Source organism: Peijinzhouia sedimentorum (assembly GCF_049340005.1).
Lineage (GTDB): Bacteria > Bacteroidota > Bacteroidia > Cytophagales > Cyclobacteriaceae > CAXBDP01.
The window spans coordinates 1-18,462 of sequence record NZ_JBMPIY010000018.1; the positions used below are offsets into that span (position 1 = coordinate 1).

General features: G+C 37.0%; 17 protein-coding genes. 11 read left to right on the top strand and 6 right to left on the bottom strand.

Going from position 1 to position 18,462, the window contains the following annotated elements:
• Nucleotides 1-73 precede the first annotated feature (73 nt).
• Together ACOXY8_RS16820 and folP are read right to left on the bottom strand one after the other, a co-directional pair.
• Nucleotides 74-973: a diadenylate cyclase gene (locus tag ACOXY8_RS16820; protein ID WP_458332783.1), complete on the bottom strand. Its 900-nt coding sequence runs from the start codon at nucleotides 971-973 to the stop codon at nucleotides 74-76.
• Nucleotides 970-1,830, bottom strand: a complete 861-nt coding sequence (gene folP / locus ACOXY8_RS16825; RefSeq protein WP_458332784.1) for a dihydropteroate synthase — start codon at nucleotides 1,828-1,830, stop codon at nucleotides 970-972. The genes ACOXY8_RS16820 and folP overlap by 4 nt, the downstream gene beginning before the upstream one ends.
• Nucleotides 1,831-1,856: 26 nt before the next feature.
• Between folP and ACOXY8_RS16830 the strand changes: the two genes are divergently transcribed.
• From ACOXY8_RS16830 to ACOXY8_RS16840, 3 genes are read left to right on the top strand one after another with little or no spacing between them, the layout of a single operon-like run.
• Nucleotides 1,857-2,417 carry a DUF1599 domain-containing protein gene (locus ACOXY8_RS16830; RefSeq protein ID WP_458332785.1) on the top strand — a complete coding sequence of 187 codons (561 nt, stop codon included), beginning with the start codon at nucleotides 1,857-1,859 and terminating at the stop codon, nucleotides 2,415-2,417.
• Complete coding sequence (locus ACOXY8_RS16835) at nucleotides 2,414-3,511, top strand: BT_3928 family protein (protein WP_458332786.1); 1,098 nt, start codon at nucleotides 2,414-2,416, stop codon at nucleotides 3,509-3,511. The genes ACOXY8_RS16830 and ACOXY8_RS16835 overlap by 4 nt, the downstream gene beginning before the upstream one ends.
• Nucleotides 3,501-4,016, top strand: coding sequence for a shikimate kinase (locus tag ACOXY8_RS16840; RefSeq protein ID WP_458332787.1), 516 nt, complete (start codon nucleotides 3,501-3,503; stop codon nucleotides 4,014-4,016). Before ACOXY8_RS16835 ends, ACOXY8_RS16840 begins: the two co-directional genes overlap by 11 nt.
• Nucleotides 4,017-4,054: 38 nt before the next feature.
• On the opposite strand, the gene ACOXY8_RS16845 is transcribed toward ACOXY8_RS16840, so the two are convergent.
• Both ACOXY8_RS16845 and ACOXY8_RS16850 read right to left on the bottom strand, forming a co-directional pair.
• Entirely contained in the window at nucleotides 4,055-5,560 is a 1,506-nt protein-coding gene (locus tag ACOXY8_RS16845; RefSeq protein WP_458332788.1) for an OmpP1/FadL family transporter, read from the bottom strand.
• Between the two features lie 62 nt (nucleotides 5,561-5,622).
• Nucleotides 5,623-6,957 (bottom strand): hypothetical protein, encoded by a 1,335-nt coding sequence (locus ACOXY8_RS16850; RefSeq protein WP_458332789.1) that lies wholly within the window; start codon nucleotides 6,955-6,957, stop codon nucleotides 5,623-5,625.
• A 133-nt stretch (nucleotides 6,958-7,090) separates the two neighbouring features.
• Here ACOXY8_RS16850 and proS point away from each other — a divergent pair, with 133 nt between their 5' ends.
• The 3 genes from proS to floA are packed head-to-tail and all read left to right on the top strand — an operon-like array spanning nucleotide 7,091 to nucleotide 10,109.
• Entirely contained in the window at nucleotides 7,091-8,569 is a 1,479-nt protein-coding gene (gene proS, locus ACOXY8_RS16855) for a proline--tRNA ligase (protein WP_458332790.1), read from the top strand.
• A gap of 31 nt (nucleotides 8,570-8,600) precedes the next feature.
• Nucleotides 8,601-9,080, top strand: a complete 480-nt coding sequence (locus tag ACOXY8_RS16860; protein ID WP_458332791.1) for an NfeD family protein — start codon at nucleotides 8,601-8,603, stop codon at nucleotides 9,078-9,080.
• 27 nt (nucleotides 9,081-9,107) lie between these two features.
• Nucleotides 9,108-10,109, top strand: a complete 1,002-nt coding sequence (gene floA / locus ACOXY8_RS16865; protein WP_458332792.1) for a flotillin-like protein FloA — start codon at nucleotides 9,108-9,110, stop codon at nucleotides 10,107-10,109.
• An 84-nt stretch (nucleotides 10,110-10,193) separates the two neighbouring features.
• Here floA and hemA read toward each other — a convergent pair whose 3' ends face one another.
• Entirely contained in the window at nucleotides 10,194-11,459 is a 1,266-nt protein-coding gene (gene hemA / locus ACOXY8_RS16870; RefSeq protein WP_458332793.1) for a glutamyl-tRNA reductase, read from the bottom strand.
• A 293-nt stretch (nucleotides 11,460-11,752) separates the two neighbouring features.
• Here hemA and ACOXY8_RS16875 point away from each other — a divergent pair, with 293 nt between their 5' ends.
• The 3 genes from ACOXY8_RS16875 (at nucleotide 11,753) to ACOXY8_RS16885 (ending at nucleotide 14,669) form a co-directional block, all read left to right on the top strand.
• Nucleotides 11,753-12,748: a ComEA family DNA-binding protein gene (locus tag ACOXY8_RS16875; protein ID WP_458332794.1), complete on the top strand. Its 996-nt coding sequence runs from the start codon at nucleotides 11,753-11,755 to the stop codon at nucleotides 12,746-12,748.
• On the top strand, nucleotides 12,735-14,228 hold the full coding sequence (locus ACOXY8_RS16880; protein ID WP_458332795.1) for an NAD(P)H-hydrate dehydratase: 1,494 nt from the start codon (nucleotides 12,735-12,737) through the stop codon (nucleotides 14,226-14,228). The genes ACOXY8_RS16875 and ACOXY8_RS16880 overlap by 14 nt, the downstream gene beginning before the upstream one ends.
• A 153-nt stretch (nucleotides 14,229-14,381) precedes the next feature.
• Complete coding sequence (locus ACOXY8_RS16885) at nucleotides 14,382-14,669, top strand: T9SS type A sorting domain-containing protein (protein WP_458332796.1); 288 nt, start codon at nucleotides 14,382-14,384, stop codon at nucleotides 14,667-14,669.
• 33 nt (nucleotides 14,670-14,702) lie between these two features.
• On the opposite strand, the gene asnS is transcribed toward ACOXY8_RS16885, so the two are convergent.
• Entirely contained in the window at nucleotides 14,703-16,154 is a 1,452-nt protein-coding gene (asnS, locus tag ACOXY8_RS16890; RefSeq protein WP_458332797.1) for an asparagine--tRNA ligase, read from the bottom strand.
• A 216-nt stretch (nucleotides 16,155-16,370) separates the two neighbouring features.
• Between asnS and rpoN the strand changes: the two genes are divergently transcribed.
• Nucleotides 16,371-17,828 carry an RNA polymerase factor sigma-54 gene (rpoN, locus tag ACOXY8_RS16895; RefSeq protein WP_458332798.1) on the top strand — a complete coding sequence of 486 codons (1,458 nt, stop codon included), beginning with the start codon at nucleotides 16,371-16,373 and terminating at the stop codon, nucleotides 17,826-17,828.
• Nucleotides 17,828-18,457, top strand: coding sequence for a PA-phosphatase (locus ACOXY8_RS16900; RefSeq protein ID WP_458332799.1), 630 nt, complete (start codon nucleotides 17,828-17,830; stop codon nucleotides 18,455-18,457). Before rpoN ends, ACOXY8_RS16900 begins: the two co-directional genes overlap by 1 nt.
• Nucleotides 18,458-18,462 lie beyond the last annotated feature (5 nt).

Here is an 18,462-nt window from a genome sequence, read left to right on the forward strand (position 1 = left end):
TCCTCTTCAGGGCAGCGCCGGATATTACGGAATATTAAGATAAAAGTCACCAACTATTTTTCAGTACATTACCTTAATTAGCGGATTCTGGTTCTTCCAGAGCCGCTATTTTTTTACTTTTTACTTTCTCAGGACTAGCTGATTTTGCATCAGTAGATTGATTTCCTCCATCATCTTCTTCATCCTCGAATAGATAAGTATGGATTCTCTGACGGGCTTCTTGTGGAGATAAATTTGAATAAATAATACCGTTTCGTGCTGTACTTATTTGCCCAGTTTCTTCTGAAACAATTAAAACCAATGTGTCTGTAGATTCAGTCATACCAATTGCAGCACGGTGTCTTAAGCCTAATTGTGCAGGGAGATTTTCTCTTTCAGTAACAGGTAAAATACATCTGGCGGCTTTGATTCTATTTTCAAATATAACGACAGCCCCATCATGCAAAGGGCTATATTTATTGAATATGGCTAATAATAGTCGCTTAGAAATTTCAGCATCCATTATGTCACCAGACTCCTGATAAAATTTCAGCTCTGAACTTTTAGAAAAAACAATAAGAGCACCAGTATTGCTACCAGCCATTATTTTGGAAGCTTCAATAATAGGAGTAATGTTGGTTGCACCAACATTTGTTCTTTTTCCAAAAATGCCAGCAAAGATATTTTCTCTATTCAATGCTGTGGTTTTACCAATGATGAGTAAGAATTTTCTGATTTCTTGCTGAAAAAGGATGATAGCCGCCAATACACCAACACTCATAAACTGGCCAAGGATACTTGAAAGAAGCTCCATTTGAGCAGCTCGTACTACTAAATATATTAGATAAAGCGAAAGTAAACCTAGGAATACTCTCAAGGCAACACTGCCTTTCAAGAGTTTATATAGTTGGAAAATAAGGAATCCTACTGCTAGTATATCTAGCAAGTCTATCCATCTGATGTCAAGAAAGCCTATTTTGAAAAGGTATATCAATGCCTTATTTTTTCTACTAATTTAATGGTCTGTTTTGCTTCTTTCACATCATGAACTCTTATAATTTTTGCACCATTCATGATAGCGACTGTATTTAAGACTGTTGTCCCATTAAGTGCCTCTTCAGGACTTACCTCTAAAAATTTCCATGTCATGGATTTTCTTGAAAGACCAACCAAGATAGGACAATCTAAAATATTAATATAACTCAATTTTTTGAGTAAATGATAATTTTGATCTAAAGATTTAGCGAAACCAAATCCAGGATCAATAATTATGTCCTTTATCCCTAACTCTTTTGCCAAATGCAATCGTTCTTGCAAGTGTAAAATTACTTCCTGAAGAAAATTGTCATAATGCGTAAGGTTTTGCATTGTTTTAGGATTGCCCTTAATGTGCATCAAGATATAAGGAATATTCATTTCTGCAACGGTGGCTAGCATATTATTGTCTAAAGTGCCACCACTAATATCATTTATCATCAATGCACCATTGTCGAAGCCAGCTTTTGCTACATCAGCTCGGTACGTGTCAATAGATAAGATGGCTTCTGGAAATTGCTTTAGAATTAGTGAACAAGACGTTTGGATTTGTTCGATTTCTTTAGATAAAGGGATCTCATCAGCTCCGGGTCTTGAAGATTGGGCGCCTATATCAATAATATCTACACCCTCCTGCATCATTTCTTCAACTCTTTTGATAATTTGCGTTGCTGTTTGATATTTACTACCATCATAAAAAGAATCTGTGGTGATATTCAAAATACCCATTACCTTGGGTTTTTGGATATCAAACAGACGACCATTTAGGTTGAGTGTAGATTTTGGAGAGAAAATAGTTTCTTTTCCTTGAAGCACCTTATTTTTGAACAAAAGATTTTGGAATGCAAGACTTAACCAAAAGCCAAACGATTGGCGAATATAGAGAAGTTATTAAGGCCTGTAAAGAACTATTTGAAAAGAAAACGAGGGATTATGGCACATCATGGCGCATATTACGATTACCTTCGATTACAGATCAAATATATATCAAAGCACAAAGATTACGGTCGATTCAGGATAAGGGAATGCAGCTAGTAGATGATGATCCAAAATTAGAGTTTATTGGAATTATCAATTATTCTATCATGGCCATTATTCAAATGCAATTGCTAAACGACGAAAGATTGGAAATCCCTTTTGAAGAGCTTGAACCACTTTATGATGCGGTTGTAGAAGAAAACCTCTCTTTACTTTCGAAAAAGAACCACGATTATGGTGAGGCTTGGAGAGAAATGAGGGTTAGCTCAATAACTGATATTATCCTTATGAAGCTTTTAAGAGTGAAACAAATCGAAAATAATGAAGGGAAAACTATTGTTTCTGAGGGTATAAAAGCCAATTATCAAGATATGATTAATTACGCCGTATTTTCTTTAATCCTTCTTAAAAGCATTAAACTATGAGAGTTATAACAGAGTTTTTTAGATGGTTTACAGGCTTACTTTTTATCTTTTCAGGCTTAATCAAAGTAAATGATCCAGTTGGCACTTCCATTAAATTAACCGAATACTTTGAGGTTTTTTCACTAGATATTGCTCCATTTTTCAGATCTTTTATTCCATACTCATTATATCTTTCGGTCTTTTTATGTGTGGTAGAAGTAGTATTGGGTGTGGCTTTATTGATCAGATATAAGCCAAAAGTAACAACTAGCTTATTGTTAGCGATGATTCTGTTTTTCACTTTTCTCACATTCTATTCAGCATATTTTAATAAAGTAACGGATTGTGGTTGTTTTGGTGATGCAATTAAGCTTACACCTTGGGAGTCTTTTTATAAGGATATGATCCTGCTATTTACCATAAGTTGGCTGTTTTTTGCTAGACACCGAGCTGTGCGACCTGAAAACCAAGCGACTCGTCATTTGGCTATTATTTTAACTACTCTGCTGAATTTGGCAATAGCATATTATGCAATTGCACATTTACCATTCATTGATTTTAGAGCATTCAAAGTAGGGACTCATATCCCAACTAATATGCAGCCATCTGCAGAATTTCAGTATCAATATATCATGTCCAAGAATGGAGAGGAAGTGGTTTTTGATGAGTATCCGATGGATGAGTCCTACGAGTTCAAGGAAATGATCTTAAAAAATCCAGAAGCTAAGCCTAAAATCACTGAGTATAATATATGGAATGATGAAGGCGATTGGACTGACTATACGCTGCAAGGGAATAAGCTAATTGTGATTGTTACTAATACAGAAAAAGCAAATATCCGTAGTTTTAGACCAATTAATATTTTGATTGATGAATTGAATGATACTGATATTGAAGCAATTGCAATTACATCTAGTGAGCGTCAGCTTTTTGAAAATTTCAGACACGAAGTGCAATTGGCAATCCCTTATTATTATGGTGATGCTACTGTGCTTAAAACGATAATTCGCTCAAACCCAGGGTTAATATTTTTGCAAAACGGTGAGGTGAAAGCAAAATATCACTATAATGATGTGCCTTCGGTAGAAGAAATCAAAGAGCTGTATGCGCGATAAAATATTCCTAATCGGAATGCCTGGTACAGGTAAAACCACCTTTGGAATGCAGCTAGCTCAACAATTAGAGTGTGCGTTTTTTGATTTGGACTATGAAATAGAGCGGGAGGAAGGGAAGACAGTTTCTCAAATTTTCAGTTCAGATGGAGAGATGTATTTTCGAGAATTAGAGCATCGGAAATTAGCTCATTTTATTCAAAGTGAACAAAAATCTTTTGTCCTAGCAACGGGTGGAGGCACACCTTGTTTCCATGATAACCTTCCATTAATGTTGGATGCTGGTGAGGTTGTTCATGTTTTTACTGACATTCCTACATTGGCAAAGCGGTTGAAAAGAAAAGCGGGAGCAAGACCTTTGTTGAAGGGGAAAAATTTACTCGAAACCGTAAGTGCAACTTGGAATGCTCGAAAGTCATTTTATGAAATGGCCAATTTCAAATACGACTCCACAAAACACTCAGTCGATGATTTGATAAAGATTTTACGAAATAAAAAAGGCTCCTAAAAGAAGCCTTTAATTTATTGACAATATTTCATTTCTTTTTAGAAATTGAATCCAAAAGTTAAAAGTGCCCTTGTATTGCGATCTTGTATATTGATATTAGGTTGTGTCCCATCAAATAATGTATAAGGGCTGTAAGTGTTGTTTGTGAAATTATGCACAACCGCTACATCAAAAAAGTATTGTTGCATTCTCAAACCTAGGCCACCGGAAATGGAGGAGATACTTCTATCTACGTTATCATCAAAATTTGTTGGATCTTGATAATAACCATAACCACCTCGCAACCTGAAGATATCATATCTATACTCACCGCCAATTCTAAGATTAACTGCATTTGTATACAGGTTTGCAATGGTTTGATTATCAGACGATAAATCAAGTTCAACAGAGCTAAGGTTTGCCTGAGTATAATCTACATATTCTACATCGGCCGAGATAAAGCCATTTTTTCCTACAATAAAACTCGCACCTGCATTTACTCTCCAAGGAGTTCTCATATTGTAATTGGTCAAGAAAATGTCTGACACGGAGCTTAGTTCTGTTAAAGTAGTGTCTCCAGCTGCGTAATAATAATTATCATAATTCGCAATAATTCCATTTGAGAACTCTTCATCTAAATTATACCATGTAGGTGATACTATCGAAGCTCCCAATCTTATATTATCATTCAATTTAGCAATTGCTCCAATATTGAAATTGAATCCATTTCCTGTAATGAAAATATCTTCATAGGTAAGTAAATCTAATAAAGGCTCACCTTCAAAAAACTCTGAAAAGTCTTTGGAACTACTATATTCAAGTGTTGTAATTCCTATCCCAGCGCCGAAATATAGTTTGTTGTCGAAATTACCACCATAACTAAATTGAATTCTATCTGCCCTCCCGCTTGATATTATGGTCTCTTGTTGTTCAGGAAACCCAAGTACAAAAGAATCATATACATCATCAGTATTTGGGAAGGGATTTATTAAGTAAGTGTCATATGCCCTACCAACCAGACCAGCATTTCCTATCGAGCTTGTTGGAATACCATCAGCACGCTCAATAAAATAGTCAATGATAGAATTATCATCATTAAATCCTCTATAGCCAACTTCATTTCTGAAGTCCTGTAATCTTGCAAAATTTATAGCGAATGATCCACCTCTCCATTTACCCAATTCAATGTCATCTTTTACATTGCTAATAACCAAACCAAGTTGTGGTAATGAGAAATTATTGATTGGTCTATTAGAGGAAAATCCATTGAAGTTTGATTCAGAATTATAAAAGGTCATTCCGCCTGTTATTGAAAACTCTGATCTTCTAAATAATCCTAATCCAGCTGGATTAATTAAAGCTTGTGAAACATCTCCTCCCAAAGCAGTTTGTGCTCCACCGATTCCTAACATTCTTGCTGTTCCAGTGGATTGCATTCTACTAAATCTAAGGGCATCCTCATAATAACCTATTGATCCCGGCGCTATTTGAGCATTTGCAGATTGCAATGCACATAGCATTATCGAGCTCAATAGAATAGCTGTCATTCCTATTGAACGAATCATAAATATAAGTTAGTGGTAAAAAATCTAGGGTGTTAATTTCTGAGAGAGAAAAAAAAGAGGGATTATCTCCCTCCTCTACCGCCTGAAGATGATGTTCTACCACCTCCAGAAGATCTTGTAGCTCCTCCGCCACCTACAGTTCCAGATGACCTGCCTACACTACTTCCTGTACTTCTCGAAGCACCACCAGTTGACATTGTTCCAGTTCTACTTCTGGTAGGTGGGGTTGATGTTCCCATTCTGCTTCTAGTTGCTGAACCGTTATAGACTGAATTACTTCTTGAGTTCGTAGTTGTTGGTCTACCATAATTGGCAGTTGAACTTCTTCTACTATTAGCAACATTTGAAGGAGTATAACCTCTTCTTGTGTTAGATGTTATTGCGCTTGCTGTATTTCTTGTAGCACTTGAACCACTATTTGCAATACTCCGTCTAGAGTTTCTATAATACTCATTTTGAGTTTGAGAGAAGTCTCTTCTTTGACTAGTTACTTGATTTGCTCCAGCATTAGATCTTTGCGCAGCTACAGCTGAACGAGTCGATGGAATAGCATTTGATGCATTTGCAAATTGACTGCTTCTGCCATCTCTTGGACCTCTTACATATTGACGATTAGGGATATCTGAATTGTTAATAATCACAACTGGACTGTAGAATCTATTTCCAAATCCAAATGGACTACCAAAACCTCCATAGCCGAAACTATTGAATCCATATGGTGACATCCAAGGATCCATAAAAAATGGATTACCAAAACCACCACCGTAACCATATGACATCGCTATCATATTTCTCATTCTCATGGAGCCCATTCCGAAACCGAAGTTACTAAAGCCAAATCCCATACTAAAACCAGTTCTGAAGCCAGCTCTAGGGAAAAATGGATCGAAGAATGGGTCATAGCCAAACGGACTCATTCCAAAGCCACCCATTCCCCAAGGACTCATACCGATACCCATTCCCATTGAGAATGGACTCATGCCACCAAACCCATTATAATTTGTAATTCGGTAGTTATTGTAGGTAGTGTTTTGACCTTGGCTAGCTAGATTTCTGTTATTATTCAAGCCATTATTATCATAGTCTTCAACATAATAATCATCGCTCCCATAGTTTTCACTGTTGGTAGAACTTTGATTTGCGTATCGAGCTATGTAATCAGGATTTACATTTTTTGCAGAGAAGTTTTCCATTTGGACATTCTCGGCATTATTGTGATAGGAAGAAAAATTTTGCGGTTCATTGTTTTCAACTAATGAAGCATAATTTACCTCCCGCATATCTGCTGAAGAAAAATAAATGTCATCGTATTCATTTACGCTGGCATATTGTTCCGGCATACATGACCAGAGCAAAAGAATTGCAGCTGGCATACTTAAATTTCTTAAAATATTCATAATGTTCCTTTTTTGTTTTCTCTCTCATGATAAATATACGTCGGCAGATTTAAAAAGATATAAATACAGCCTAAAAACTTATATTTGTCACCTTAAATACATTGAAATGATAATTTTAGTTCGTTAAAGGATTATGAGCAAAGGAATAACGAAACGTAGCGATGACTATTCGGCTTGGTATAATGAGTTGGTTAAAAAAGCTGATTTAGCTGAAAATTCGGCTGTTAGAGGCTGTATGGTGATCAAACCATATGGGTATTCGATTTGGGAAAAAATGCAAGCTGAGTTGGATAGACGATTTAAGGAGACTGGGCATTCAAATGCCTATTTTCCACTTTTCATACCAAAGTCTTTCTTAAACAGAGAAGCAGCACATGTTGATGGTTTTGCAAAGGAATGCGCTGTTGTAACTCATTATAGATTGAAAGTTACGGATGATACAAAAGAGTTAATTGTTGATCCTGAAGCTAAACTGGAGGAGGAGTTAATTGTCCGCCCAACTTCTGAAACAGTGATTTGGAGTACCTATAAAAACTGGATTCAGTCATATAGAGATTTGCCACTTTTGGTAAATCAATGGGCCAACGTGGTTCGTTGGGAAATGCGTACCCGGATATTCCTTCGAACGACTGAATTCTTATGGCAGGAAGGTCACACTGCTCATTCTACTCGGGAAGAGGCAATTGATGAAACGGTGCAAATGCTCAATGTTTATGCAGACTTTGCTGAGAAAGAATTGGCTATGCCAGTAATAAAGGGTGTGAAAACTGAAAGTGAACGATTTGCTGGAGCTGTGGATACTTATTGTATAGAAGCATTGATGCAGGATGGAAAAGCTTTGCAAGCAGGAACATCACACTTCTTGGGGCAAAATTTCGCTAAAGCATTTGATGTGAAGTTTACAAGTAAAGAAGGTAAACTTGAATATGTTTGGGGAACATCATGGGGCTCGAGTACTAGATTGATGGGCGCATTAATAATGACCCATTCTGATGATCATGGTTTGATTGTTCCTCCAAGACTAGCACCAATACAAGTAGTTATTGTCCCAATATTTAGAGGAGCAGAGGAGCTTGAAGCTATTTCAGTAAAGGTGCGTGAAATTGAAACCCAACTTAAAAATGCTGGAGTCAAAGTGAAGTTTGATAACAGAGATACGCATAAGCCGGGATTCAAATTCGCGGATTATGAGCAAAAAGGCATTCCTCTTAGAATAGCGATTGGCCCACGTGATTTGGAAAAAGGAACTGTAGAACTTGCAAGAAGAGATACTTTGAGCAAAGAAGTTGTGAATGCAGATGAAAATCTTGCTGATTATATAGTTGATTTGTTAGATCAGATTCAACAAAATCTATACGATCGAGCATTGAAATTTAGAGAAGAAAATACGCGGGAGGTAGATTCATATGAAGAGTTTAAAAGACTTTTGGACGAAGAGCCTGGATTTATCCTTGCGCATTGGGATGGTACTGCCGAAACGGAAGAATTAATAAAACAAGAAACAAAGGCAACAATTAGATGTATTCCTTTAGACTCAGTAGAAGAAAGTGGGAAGTGTATTTACTCTGGAAAACCAAGTAGTAAAAGAGTTCTTTTTGCTCGTGCGTACTAAGTTCAAGGATATTTAAGTATATTTAGCTACTATGGGAAGCCTCACGATAATAATAGCCTTAATCCTGATTGGCCTGATTTTGATTGGAGTTGAACTATTCTTAATTCCAGGCACAACTATCGTTGGTATTTTAGGTTTCTTATTTACAATTGGTGGCGTTATTACTAGCTTCACTACTTTGGGCACCAATATGGGCTTCCTAGTATTAGGCATTAGCATTACAAGTGCTGGGCTTATGCTTTATTTCGGGTTGAAAGGAAATATTTGGCAAAAATTTTCCCTGAAAGACCAAATCAAAAGTAAATTCAACGAGGATGTTGAATTATTGGTCAGTATGTCTGAAGAAGGTGAAACTATCTCCGCATTGAGGCCGATGGGAAAGGCAGAGTTTAGAAATGGCATTGTGGAAGTAAGATCAATGGGTGGTTATCTGCCAACCAATACCAAAGTGCGTGTAATTAAAATTCAAGACAAGATTATAATGGTTGAAGCAATAGCTGATGCCGTCTAACAAGTATAAATCAAAATCGAGTTTATTATGGAATTAGCTTTATTAATATTGGCGATAGTCATCGCCATTTTTGTCTTCTTGTATTTTGTTCCGCTAAATCTTTGGATTACAGCGCAGTTTTCTAACGTCAAAGTTGGTTTATTCGAGCTGGTATTTATGCGAATAAGAAAGGTTCCGCCAGGAATAATTGTTGGTTCGATGATTACCGCGATAAAAGCAGGATTGGATGTGACTACTTCTGAACTTGAAACGCATTATTTGGCGGGAGGTAATGTGCCAACGGTAATAAAGGCGTTAATTTCAGCGGATAAGGCAAACATTAAACTCACATTCAAACAAGCTACGGCAATCGATTTGGCTGGTAGAGATGTATTTCAAGCAGTTCAAATATCTGTAAATCCTAAAGTAATTAATACGCCAAATGTAGCTGCTGTTGCTGCTGATGGTATTCAGCTAATTGCTAAAGCAAGAGTTACTGTAAGAGCTAATATAGCCCAACTTGTTGGTGGTGCTGGTGAGGAAACGATCTTGGCAAGAGTAGGTGAAGGTATTGTAACATCAATTGGTTCTTCTAAGTCGCATAAAGATGTACTTCAAAACCCTGATGAAATTTCAAAGCTTGTGTTGTCTAGAGGACTTGATGCAGGTACAGCCTTCGAAATATTATCGATAGATATTGCAGATGTAGATGTAGGATCCAATATTGGAGCCAAGCTTCAAATTGACCAAGCTAATGCCGACTTGAAAGTAGCCGAAGCTAAGGCTGAAGAAAGAAGAGCAATGGCAGTAGCACAAGAGCAAGAAATGAAAGCGAAATCACAAGAAGCAAGAGCTAATGTGATCCAAGCTGAAGCAGAAATTCCTAAAGCAATTGCAGATGCATTCAGAAGTGGGAATCTTGGTGTAATGGATTACTACCGCATGCAAAACATTCAAGCTGATACAGATATGAGAGATTCAATATCCGGTGGATCGGATAAGGATAAGCCTTCATCAGGAGGAGGCAGTAAAGGAAGCTCACAGAAATAAATGATAATAATCCTCCAAAAACACAAAACCCATCTAAGAGGATGGGTTTTGTGTTTTATATCTATTTTAAACTAATTTCAGGGATTACTTAACCGGAGTTTTTTCCAAATCAAATAGCTCATTAAGCACATCGATCAGATTCTCAGGGTCTCCTCTTCTGCAGGCAGCTTTTAATTGAAGCACAGGTAGTTTGATGATTTTCTGCATCATGCTCTTAGTTACCTTCTCAATTATTTCAGCTTCTTTTTTATTGGCATTCTTGAGGTAGCGAGCCAATTCTTCTTGCCTGATAGATTCTAAGGCATCTTTGATTTTGTGAATGGTTGGCGAAACCACCATTTCTCTATCCCATTCATTAAATTCGGCCAAAGCTTCTTCCATGATGGACTCAACCAATGGAATAGATGCTAATCGATTATCTTGAACCTCGGTTACTTTCGATTGTATATGATCAATATTATAAACGAAAGCACCACTGATAGATTCTACATCGCTACTCACGCTACGAGGTACGGATAAGTCTATGAAAAATTTGAATGCATCGATTCCTCCCGCTTTTTCTATTAAAGCCGGATTGATCAGCGGAGTATTCATATTTACAGAAGACACTACAACGTGCGCTTCTTTAATTCCTTTTTCTAGCTCTTCGAAAGGAAGAACTTTAAAACCACAACTTTCAGCTAATTCCTCAGCTGTAGATAAAGTTCTATTGCAGATAACCACATTTTCAGTTTCAAGCTTAGTAAGATTTTTACACAAATCTGTACCAATCTCTCCCAAACCGATTACCAAAATATTTGGATTGTGGATATTACTTGTAAGCTCTTCTATAAGCTCAGCTGCTGCGTAGGACACTGAAGCTGCACCATCTCTAAATGGTGTTTCTTGAACCACTCTCTTGTTGGTGAAAAATACAGTATGCATTAATCTGTGCATAAAAGGTCCAGCCAACTGTGCATCCGCAGTCCACTGATAAGCGCGTTTTACCTGGTTGGATATTTGCATATCCCCAACAACCAACGCTTCTAAACCAAGGCTAACACGGAATAGATGACGAACTGCGGCTTCACCTTCTAGCTTTTTGAAATAGCTTGTGATATCATCTTTAGGCGAAAAACCTTTAGTAATACAAAGTAAACCAATAAGTTGGTCGCTTAAATCGATGTCGGATAAATAGTGAAATTCAGTTCTATTGCAAGTAGAAATAATTAAAATTTCCTGGCAAACACCTTGATCCTTAACGAACTGCAAAATTGAACGAGTCTCATCTTCACTAAGAGAAACAATTTCTCTCAACTCCACTGGAGCTTCCTTATAACTGATGCCTATGTTCCTAAAGATTCCTTTCATATACACTAAAATCGATGCAAAAATAATTGGCTAATTCCATCAATAAAAACCAAGCTGGTTGTTTAGAATTATTCCAAATTAGATTAAGCTAAGTATGCACAAACTTAAGCTATTTACTTCTGCCAAAAGCTGATATTAATCAGGCTTTGAAACAACTTTTGAAATTCCTTAAAAGTTCGGGTTTTACTTCCTTTACTTACTGTTCTGATTTTTTATTATATTCCCTTTTCATAATTGCTTGATTTATAGATTGAGTACGGCTATTCTGATTTCAAATACTTATAAATTGTAATATGAAGTCATATCTATTTTGGATATTATCTGGAGTTCAAGATTTGTTTGGTGTAAGTCGCAAGCAAGCCAAAGGAATTCTAGTATTGCAATTTCTAATTCTGCTAATGCTGATTAGTCCAATTATCTTCTCTTTATTTATTCCTAGAAGTAATGAAGAAATTGCTCATGAAGACGAAATACTCCTAAATGAATTGATTGCTAAATGGGAAACGATGGAGGAAGTGAAACAAGAGGATTTTCCAACTTTTATAACCAGCCAATCTGAGCCTTCTTATTTCCTGTTCGATCCAAACGAAGCAAGTCAAGATGAATTGGTAAGTCTGGGTTTTCCAGGCTGGCTTGCGGAGCGTTTGATCAATTTCAGAAATGCGGGAGGAAGTTTTAAGGTAAAAACAGACATCAAGAATGTGTATGGATTACAGGACTGGTTGTATGATAGGATCGAAGATTACATTCAGCTTCCAGAGGAAATTGATTATGAAAATGTTTCAGAGGTAGCAGAAAATAAGGAATCTGAAAATACTAAAAGTGAGAAATTTGAAGAAGATATAAATAAAGAAGTTGAACCCGACCTCCCGCTTTTATTGGATATTAATTTGGCCGATTCTACTGAACTTCAAACTATTCGAGGAATAGGGCCAGCGTATTCATCCCGTATTGTTCGATTTCGAGATATTCTAGGTGGATTTGCAAGTATTGAGCAGCTAAAAGAAGTTTATGGGCTTACAGAAGAAACCTATGAAGCAATCAAGCCACACATTATAATAGGAGAAGAATTTGAACTCAAAAAGCTATCGATAAATTCAGCCGATCAAGCTCAACTTTCGGCTCATCCATATATAAGCTACAATACAGCGAGAGCACTTGTAAATTATCGAAAGCAACATGGCAACTTCCAAAGTTTAGAAGACTTAAGCTTTGTTAAAGTGCTCTCAGATTCAGTTATAAATAAAATCGCACCATATTTAGACTTCACGATAAATGAAAATCCTTAGCTCAGAACAGATAAAACAGGCTGACCAGCACACCATAAAAAATGAACCTATTTCCTCGATAGATTTGATGGAAAGGGCTTCAATCGCATTCGTGGATGAATTTTTCAAGTTCTTTCCAAATCTGCAACCTACTTATATTCTGTGTGGTAAAGGAAATAATGGTGGTGATGGCCTTGCAATCGCTCGAATGCTCAGCCAAATGCACAGAGAGGTACACGTTTGTATAATTGACATTGCGGAGGAATCTTCATTTGATTTTCAATTAAACTATAGCCGACTTCCAAAAGAAATACAAGTTTATTACTGTAAGTCTGCCAATGAGCTAATTCCTCCCGCATCCGATAGCTTGGTGATTGATGCCATATTTGGTATTGGCTTAAGCAGACCATTGGAAGGAAAATTTGAGGAAATAATTAAGGCAGTAAACAAATGGCCAAACAAAAAAATCGCTGTGGATATTGCCTCAGGCTTGTTTGCAGATTCTTCTTCTCAAGGCCGTTCAAAATTGAAAGTAGATGTAACTATTTCGTTTCAACTGCCGAAAATGGCTTTTTTCATGCCCGAAAATGATGAAAATGTTGGTGAATGGACAATAGTTGACATCGGCCTTGATAATGATTTTATTCAATCTCAAAGCTCCGATTACACATTGTTGAGGCGGGAGGATATAAAAATGATTTTGCCTCAAAGAAATAAATTTTCTCATAAAGGTAATTTCGGTCATGCAATGATATTTGCTGGTTCACTTGGTAAAATTGGTGCAGCAATCTTGGCTGGAAAAGCTTGTCTGAGATCTGGCGTAGGTTTACTCACCATGCACATTCCTAGATGCGGTTACGATGCAATTCAGAGTACCTTGCCAGAAGCTATGGTTCAACAAGATTCTGCTCACGAGTGGCTATCAAGTTTGGGCTCGCTTGATGCATATTCAGCCATTGGAATTGGACCTGGAATTGGGCAGCATTTAGAAACTGCCAGTTTATTGAGCGACCTTTTAAATAAATTTCAAGGAAAATTAGTCTTAGATGCGGATGCTTTAAATATTTTTTCTGTAAATCGACACCTTTTTGAGGTGCTCCCAAAAAAATCTATTTTAACTCCACACCCTGGCGAATTCAAAAGAATGGTTGGCGAATGGAGTAATGATTTTGAAAAACTCGAAAAGCAAAAAGCCTTTTCCAAACGCTATAATGTCATTGTAATTTTAAAAGGAGCTCATACAACTATTTCTGACGTTGATGGCCATATTTATTTCAATAGTACTGGAAATCCTGGAATGGCAAAAGGCGGAAGTGGCGATGTTTTAACAGGAATTATCACTGCTTTTTTGGCGCAGGGATTGGCAGAAATTGATGCGGCAATCTTGGCAGTTTATGTTCACGGGCTTGCTGGAGATTTGGCAAATGAAGAATTTGGAGAGAAAAGTATGTTGCCCAGCGATTTAATTGCTCAAATTCCATTTGCTTTTAAGGAACTTTAAATTTACTTTTATTTCAACCTTTGGGTGGGTTAACCCGTTATAACGGAAGCTTGGTTTGAAAATTGTATAGAATTATTTATGATTAAAAAGTTGTCCATATTGGTTGTTTGTTTTTGTTTCTTCTTCATCGGAAGTACTCAAGCCCAGTCTGCTATGAACAATACTAATCAGAATACGGTCAATTCGAAAATTGAAGTAAAGGCTTATCCCAACCCAGTGGTGGATGAGTTAAATATCGAAACACCAGAAGGAATGAAAGTTGAAGATTTAAGTATTAGAATTTTCAGCCTGATTGGCACAGAAATGAAAATCTCTAAGGAAGTAGAGAATTCTCGTAAATTAAGAATCGATGTAAAGAACTTTCCTCCTGGATATTATCTGATAAGTGTAAGAGATGAAGTAAGTCGAAAGACGGATTCTATGAGAATATTAAAGAAATAAAAAGGCTACCCGATCGAGTAGCCTTTTTTGATATTAGAATTCCGCATTTTTAGGAGTCCTTGGGAATGCAATCACATCTCTGATATTCGTCATTCCAGTAACAAATAGCACCAACCTCTCAAAACCTAAACCAAAGCCGGCATGTGGTGCTGTACCGAATTTTCGAGTTTCTAAGTACCACCAAAGCTCATCTTCTTCCACATGCATCTCTTTCATGCGAGCTTGTAGTTTATCCAATCTTTCCTCCCGCTGGGAACCACCTATGATTTCGCCAATGCCTGGAAATAATACATCCATGGCTCTTACTGTTTTCTCATCTTCATTCATTCGCATGTAAAATGCTTTGATATCTTTTGGGTAATCAGTTAAAATCACTGGCTTTTTGAAATGCTTTTCCACTAAGAACCGCTCATGCTCGGATTGTAAATCAGCTCCCCATTCCTCAATTAAATAAGCAAATTTCTTCTTTTTATTTGGCTTTGAGTTTCTCAAAATTTCAATTGCTTCTGTATAGGTAAGCCTTTGGAATTCATTTTCAGCTACAAAGCTGAGTCTTTCCAATAATGATAGCTCACTTCTTTCTTCTTGCTTTTTGCCTTGGTCTTCATCCAGAGCTCTCTTGTTTAAGAATTCCAAATCATCTTGGCAATTGTCTAAAGCATATTTCACCAGATATCTTAAGAATTCTTCTGCTAAATCCATATTGTCTTTCAAATCATAGAAAGCCATTTCCGGCTCTATCATCCAAAATTCAGCAAGGTGTCTGGTAGTATTGGAGTTTTCTGCGCGGAAAGTTGGTCCAAAAGTGTAGACATCAGACAATGCCAATGCACCGAGTTCAGCTTCTAATTGACCACTTACAGTAAGGTTGGTTTCTTTTCCGAAGAAATCTTTTTCATAGTCGATGCCACCATCATCTGTCAAAGGCGGTTTCTTTATGTCAAGGGTCGTGACCTTAAACATGGCTCCGGCGCCTTCTGCATCAGAGCCGGTGATAATCGGCGTATTGATATAATAAAACCCCTTATCGTTGAAGAATTTGTGTACGGCAAATGCCAATGTATGTCTTACTCGCATTACTGCACTAAAAGTAGATGTGCGCGGACGCAAATGAGCAATTTCTCTAAGGAACTCTAGTGAATGCTTTTTAGGCTGCAATGGATATTTTTCAGGGTCAGCAGTTCCTAGGATTTCTAGTGACTCTATGGCTAATTCTACAGATTGGCCTTGACCTTGGGATTGAACCAGTGAACCAAATACACTTATACAAGCGCCAGTATTCACTAATTTGAGATCATTTGCATTGAGTATGCTGGGATCGCCTACCAACTGCAAATTATTAATGGTGGAGCCATCATTAAGATTAATAAAAACAACATTTTTGTTCTCACGCTTAGTTCTCACCCAGCCTTTTACTAATACTTTCTGGCCTACAGAAAACTCCTGCAGCACTAATTTGATCTTAGTTCGTTTTGTTGCTTCCACCTTTTCGGTTTTTTTTCGTTAGAAATTAATACAAGAATTTTTAAAATGCCTCTTTATGGCATATTTTATGAATATCGAAGAACATTTGATGAATGTCTTGATTGATCATAAAATTCAAATGCAAAAAAACGATAATTAAGTGTCATAGTCAAAGAACAAAGATTTTATAATAACTTTACAGTAAGGAATTCGCCTTAGTATTGTCAGTTTAGATTTATGCAGAAATTAGGTTTACAGCAGTCGCTTCAACAAAAATTATCTCCGCAGCAGATTCAATTCATTAAGTTGCTTCAAGTGCCAACTGCTGAGTTAGAGTCGAGAGTAGAGGAGGAACTAGAAGGTAATCCTGCATTGGAAGAAGGAAAGGAAGAAGCAGAAGATCAAAAGCAAGAAGACGAATATGAGCAAATTGAGAACGAACAGCGGGAGGAAACCAAAGACGAAGTTGATATAAGGGATTATTTAGCCGACGATGATATAGCTGGCTATAAGATGCAAGGCGATGGCAATTACAATCAAGAGGAAGATCGCGAAATGCCGATTGCAATGCATTCTTCGTTGGGAGAGCAGCTATTAACCCAGTTAGGGTTTTTAGGACTTGACGAGCGACAAGAAACCATTGCCATGCAATTGATTGGTAGTATTGAAAGCGATGGCTACATCCGCAGAGAAATGGAAGCTATAGCGAATGATCTTTTGTTCTCGTCCAATATCGAAACTGATGTTGATGAGATTGAAACAATTCTTAATAAGATACAGACCTTTGACCCTCCAGGAATTGCTGCAAGAGATTTACAAGAATGTCTTTTGCTTCAACTAGAACGAAAAGATGATCCAAGTCCTTCGCAACAACTAGCGATTCAGATCATCCAAAATTGCTTCGATGAGTTTACCAAAAAGCATTATGATAAAATCATTCGTAAACTCAATATTGAGGACGAAGGTGATTTACGTGATGCTATTAAGTCCATCACTAAGCTAAATCCCAAACCAGGAGGTATTTCTCAAGGCTTTGTGAAAACTCAATACCTGATTCCAGATTTTATTTTGGTGAGCAATGCAGGTAAATTTGAATTAAGTCTTAACTCTCGCAATGCACCTGATTTACGCATTAGCAAGTCATATTCAGATATGCTTCAAGCGTATGATAAAAGTGATAAAAAAGATAAGAAGCTTAAAGAAACTGTAACGTTTGTTAAGCAAAAGCTTGATTCAGCAAAATGGTTTATTGATGCAATCAGACAAAGACAGCAAACCTTGCTAAAAACGATGAATTCCATTTTGCAATACCAAAGTGAGTTTTTTGTAGAAGGTGATGAAACCAAACTTCGTCCAATGATTCTAAAGGATATTGCTGAGGATGTGAACATGGATATTTCCACTATCTCTCGCGTGGTTAATAGCAAATCGGTACAAACAGAATTTGGAATTTATCCGTTGAAATACTTTTTCTCAGAAGGGATTAGCACCGATTCTGGTGAGGATGTTAGTAGCCGCGAAGTGAAAAAAGTATTGGAAGAGCTTATTAGCAATGAAGATAAGTTTAAGCCACTCTCAGATGAGAAGCTTGAAAAAGCACTACATGCTAGAGGCTATAATATTGCAAGAAGGACAGTAGCCAAGTATAGAGAACAATTAAATATCCCAGTAGCCAGACTAAGAAAAGAGATATAGTGAAGCGTAAGGGAGCACAGGTTTTAAGTATCTTGTTTCAGCCCTTGCTGATGCCGACGTTTCTGTGTTTGGTACTTTTTGCTTTTGCGTCTTCCAGCCTCCCGCCTTGGACTTTTCAAACACAACTATTAGTAGTAGGTCTTATTTTACTAACCACCTGCATAGTGCCTTTGGTAAGTTTGGTTTTGTTGAACTACACAAATGGCGTCAAAGATTTCTTCATGGAAAACCGTAAGGAAAGGGTTTTACCATTCTTTTTCATCGCCTTGTATTATGCTTTAAGTACCTATTTATTCACTACTAAGCAGCTTACAGTAGTAGCAGATGTACTTATTGCGTGTTTGGCTACCATCACTGCATTGATTATGCTTTTGAGCATCATTACTATTTTCTGGAAAATCAGTGCGCATGGTATTGGAATGGGCGGTTCTATTGGTGTGCTTTTAGCAATTCAGATCAACAATCCAATTAATGATTTATATTGGCCAATAGTGGTTTTGAGTGTGATTAGCGGCTTTGTATTATCTGCTAGACTTTATCTAAATGTCCACAAACCAGCTGAGGTTTGGGTTGGATTTTCCTTAGGCTTAATTTTCAGTTTTATTTCCATTACTTATTTAATAAGCTAAAACAA

What these genes read in the sequence shown, in the direction of transcription:
- ACOXY8_RS16830 (WP_458332785.1), top strand. Translation starts at nt 1,857, where the DNA reads ATGCAAGACTTAACCAAAAGCCAAACGATTGGCGAATATAGAGAAGTT.
- ACOXY8_RS16835 (WP_458332786.1), top strand. Translation starts at nt 2,414, where the DNA reads ATGAGAGTTATAACAGAGTTTTTTAGATGGTTTACAGGCTTACTTTTT.
- ACOXY8_RS16840 (WP_458332787.1), top strand. Translation starts at nt 3,501, where the DNA reads ATGCGCGATAAAATATTCCTAATCGGAATGCCTGGTACAGGTAAAACC.
- ACOXY8_RS16845 (WP_458332788.1), bottom strand. Translation starts at nt 5,560, where the DNA reads ATGATTCGTTCAATAGGAATGACAGCTATTCTATTGAGCTCGATAATG.
- ACOXY8_RS16850 (WP_458332789.1), bottom strand. Translation starts at nt 6,957, where the DNA reads ATGAATATTTTAAGAAATTTAAGTATGCCAGCTGCAATTCTTTTGCTC.
- proS (WP_458332790.1), top strand. Translation starts at nt 7,091, where the DNA reads ATGAGCAAAGGAATAACGAAACGTAGCGATGACTATTCGGCTTGGTAT.
- ACOXY8_RS16860 (WP_458332791.1), top strand. Translation starts at nt 8,601, where the DNA reads ATGGGAAGCCTCACGATAATAATAGCCTTAATCCTGATTGGCCTGATT.
- floA (WP_458332792.1), top strand. Translation starts at nt 9,108, where the DNA reads ATGGAATTAGCTTTATTAATATTGGCGATAGTCATCGCCATTTTTGTC.
- hemA (WP_458332793.1), bottom strand. Translation starts at nt 11,459, where the DNA reads ATGAAAGGAATCTTTAGGAACATAGGCATCAGTTATAAGGAAGCTCCA.
- ACOXY8_RS16875 (WP_458332794.1), top strand. Translation starts at nt 11,753, where the DNA reads ATGAAGTCATATCTATTTTGGATATTATCTGGAGTTCAAGATTTGTTT.
- ACOXY8_RS16880 (WP_458332795.1), top strand. Translation starts at nt 12,735, where the DNA reads ATGAAAATCCTTAGCTCAGAACAGATAAAACAGGCTGACCAGCACACC.
- ACOXY8_RS16885 (WP_458332796.1), top strand. Translation starts at nt 14,382, where the DNA reads ATGAACAATACTAATCAGAATACGGTCAATTCGAAAATTGAAGTAAAG.
- rpoN (WP_458332798.1), top strand. Translation starts at nt 16,371, where the DNA reads ATGCAGAAATTAGGTTTACAGCAGTCGCTTCAACAAAAATTATCTCCG.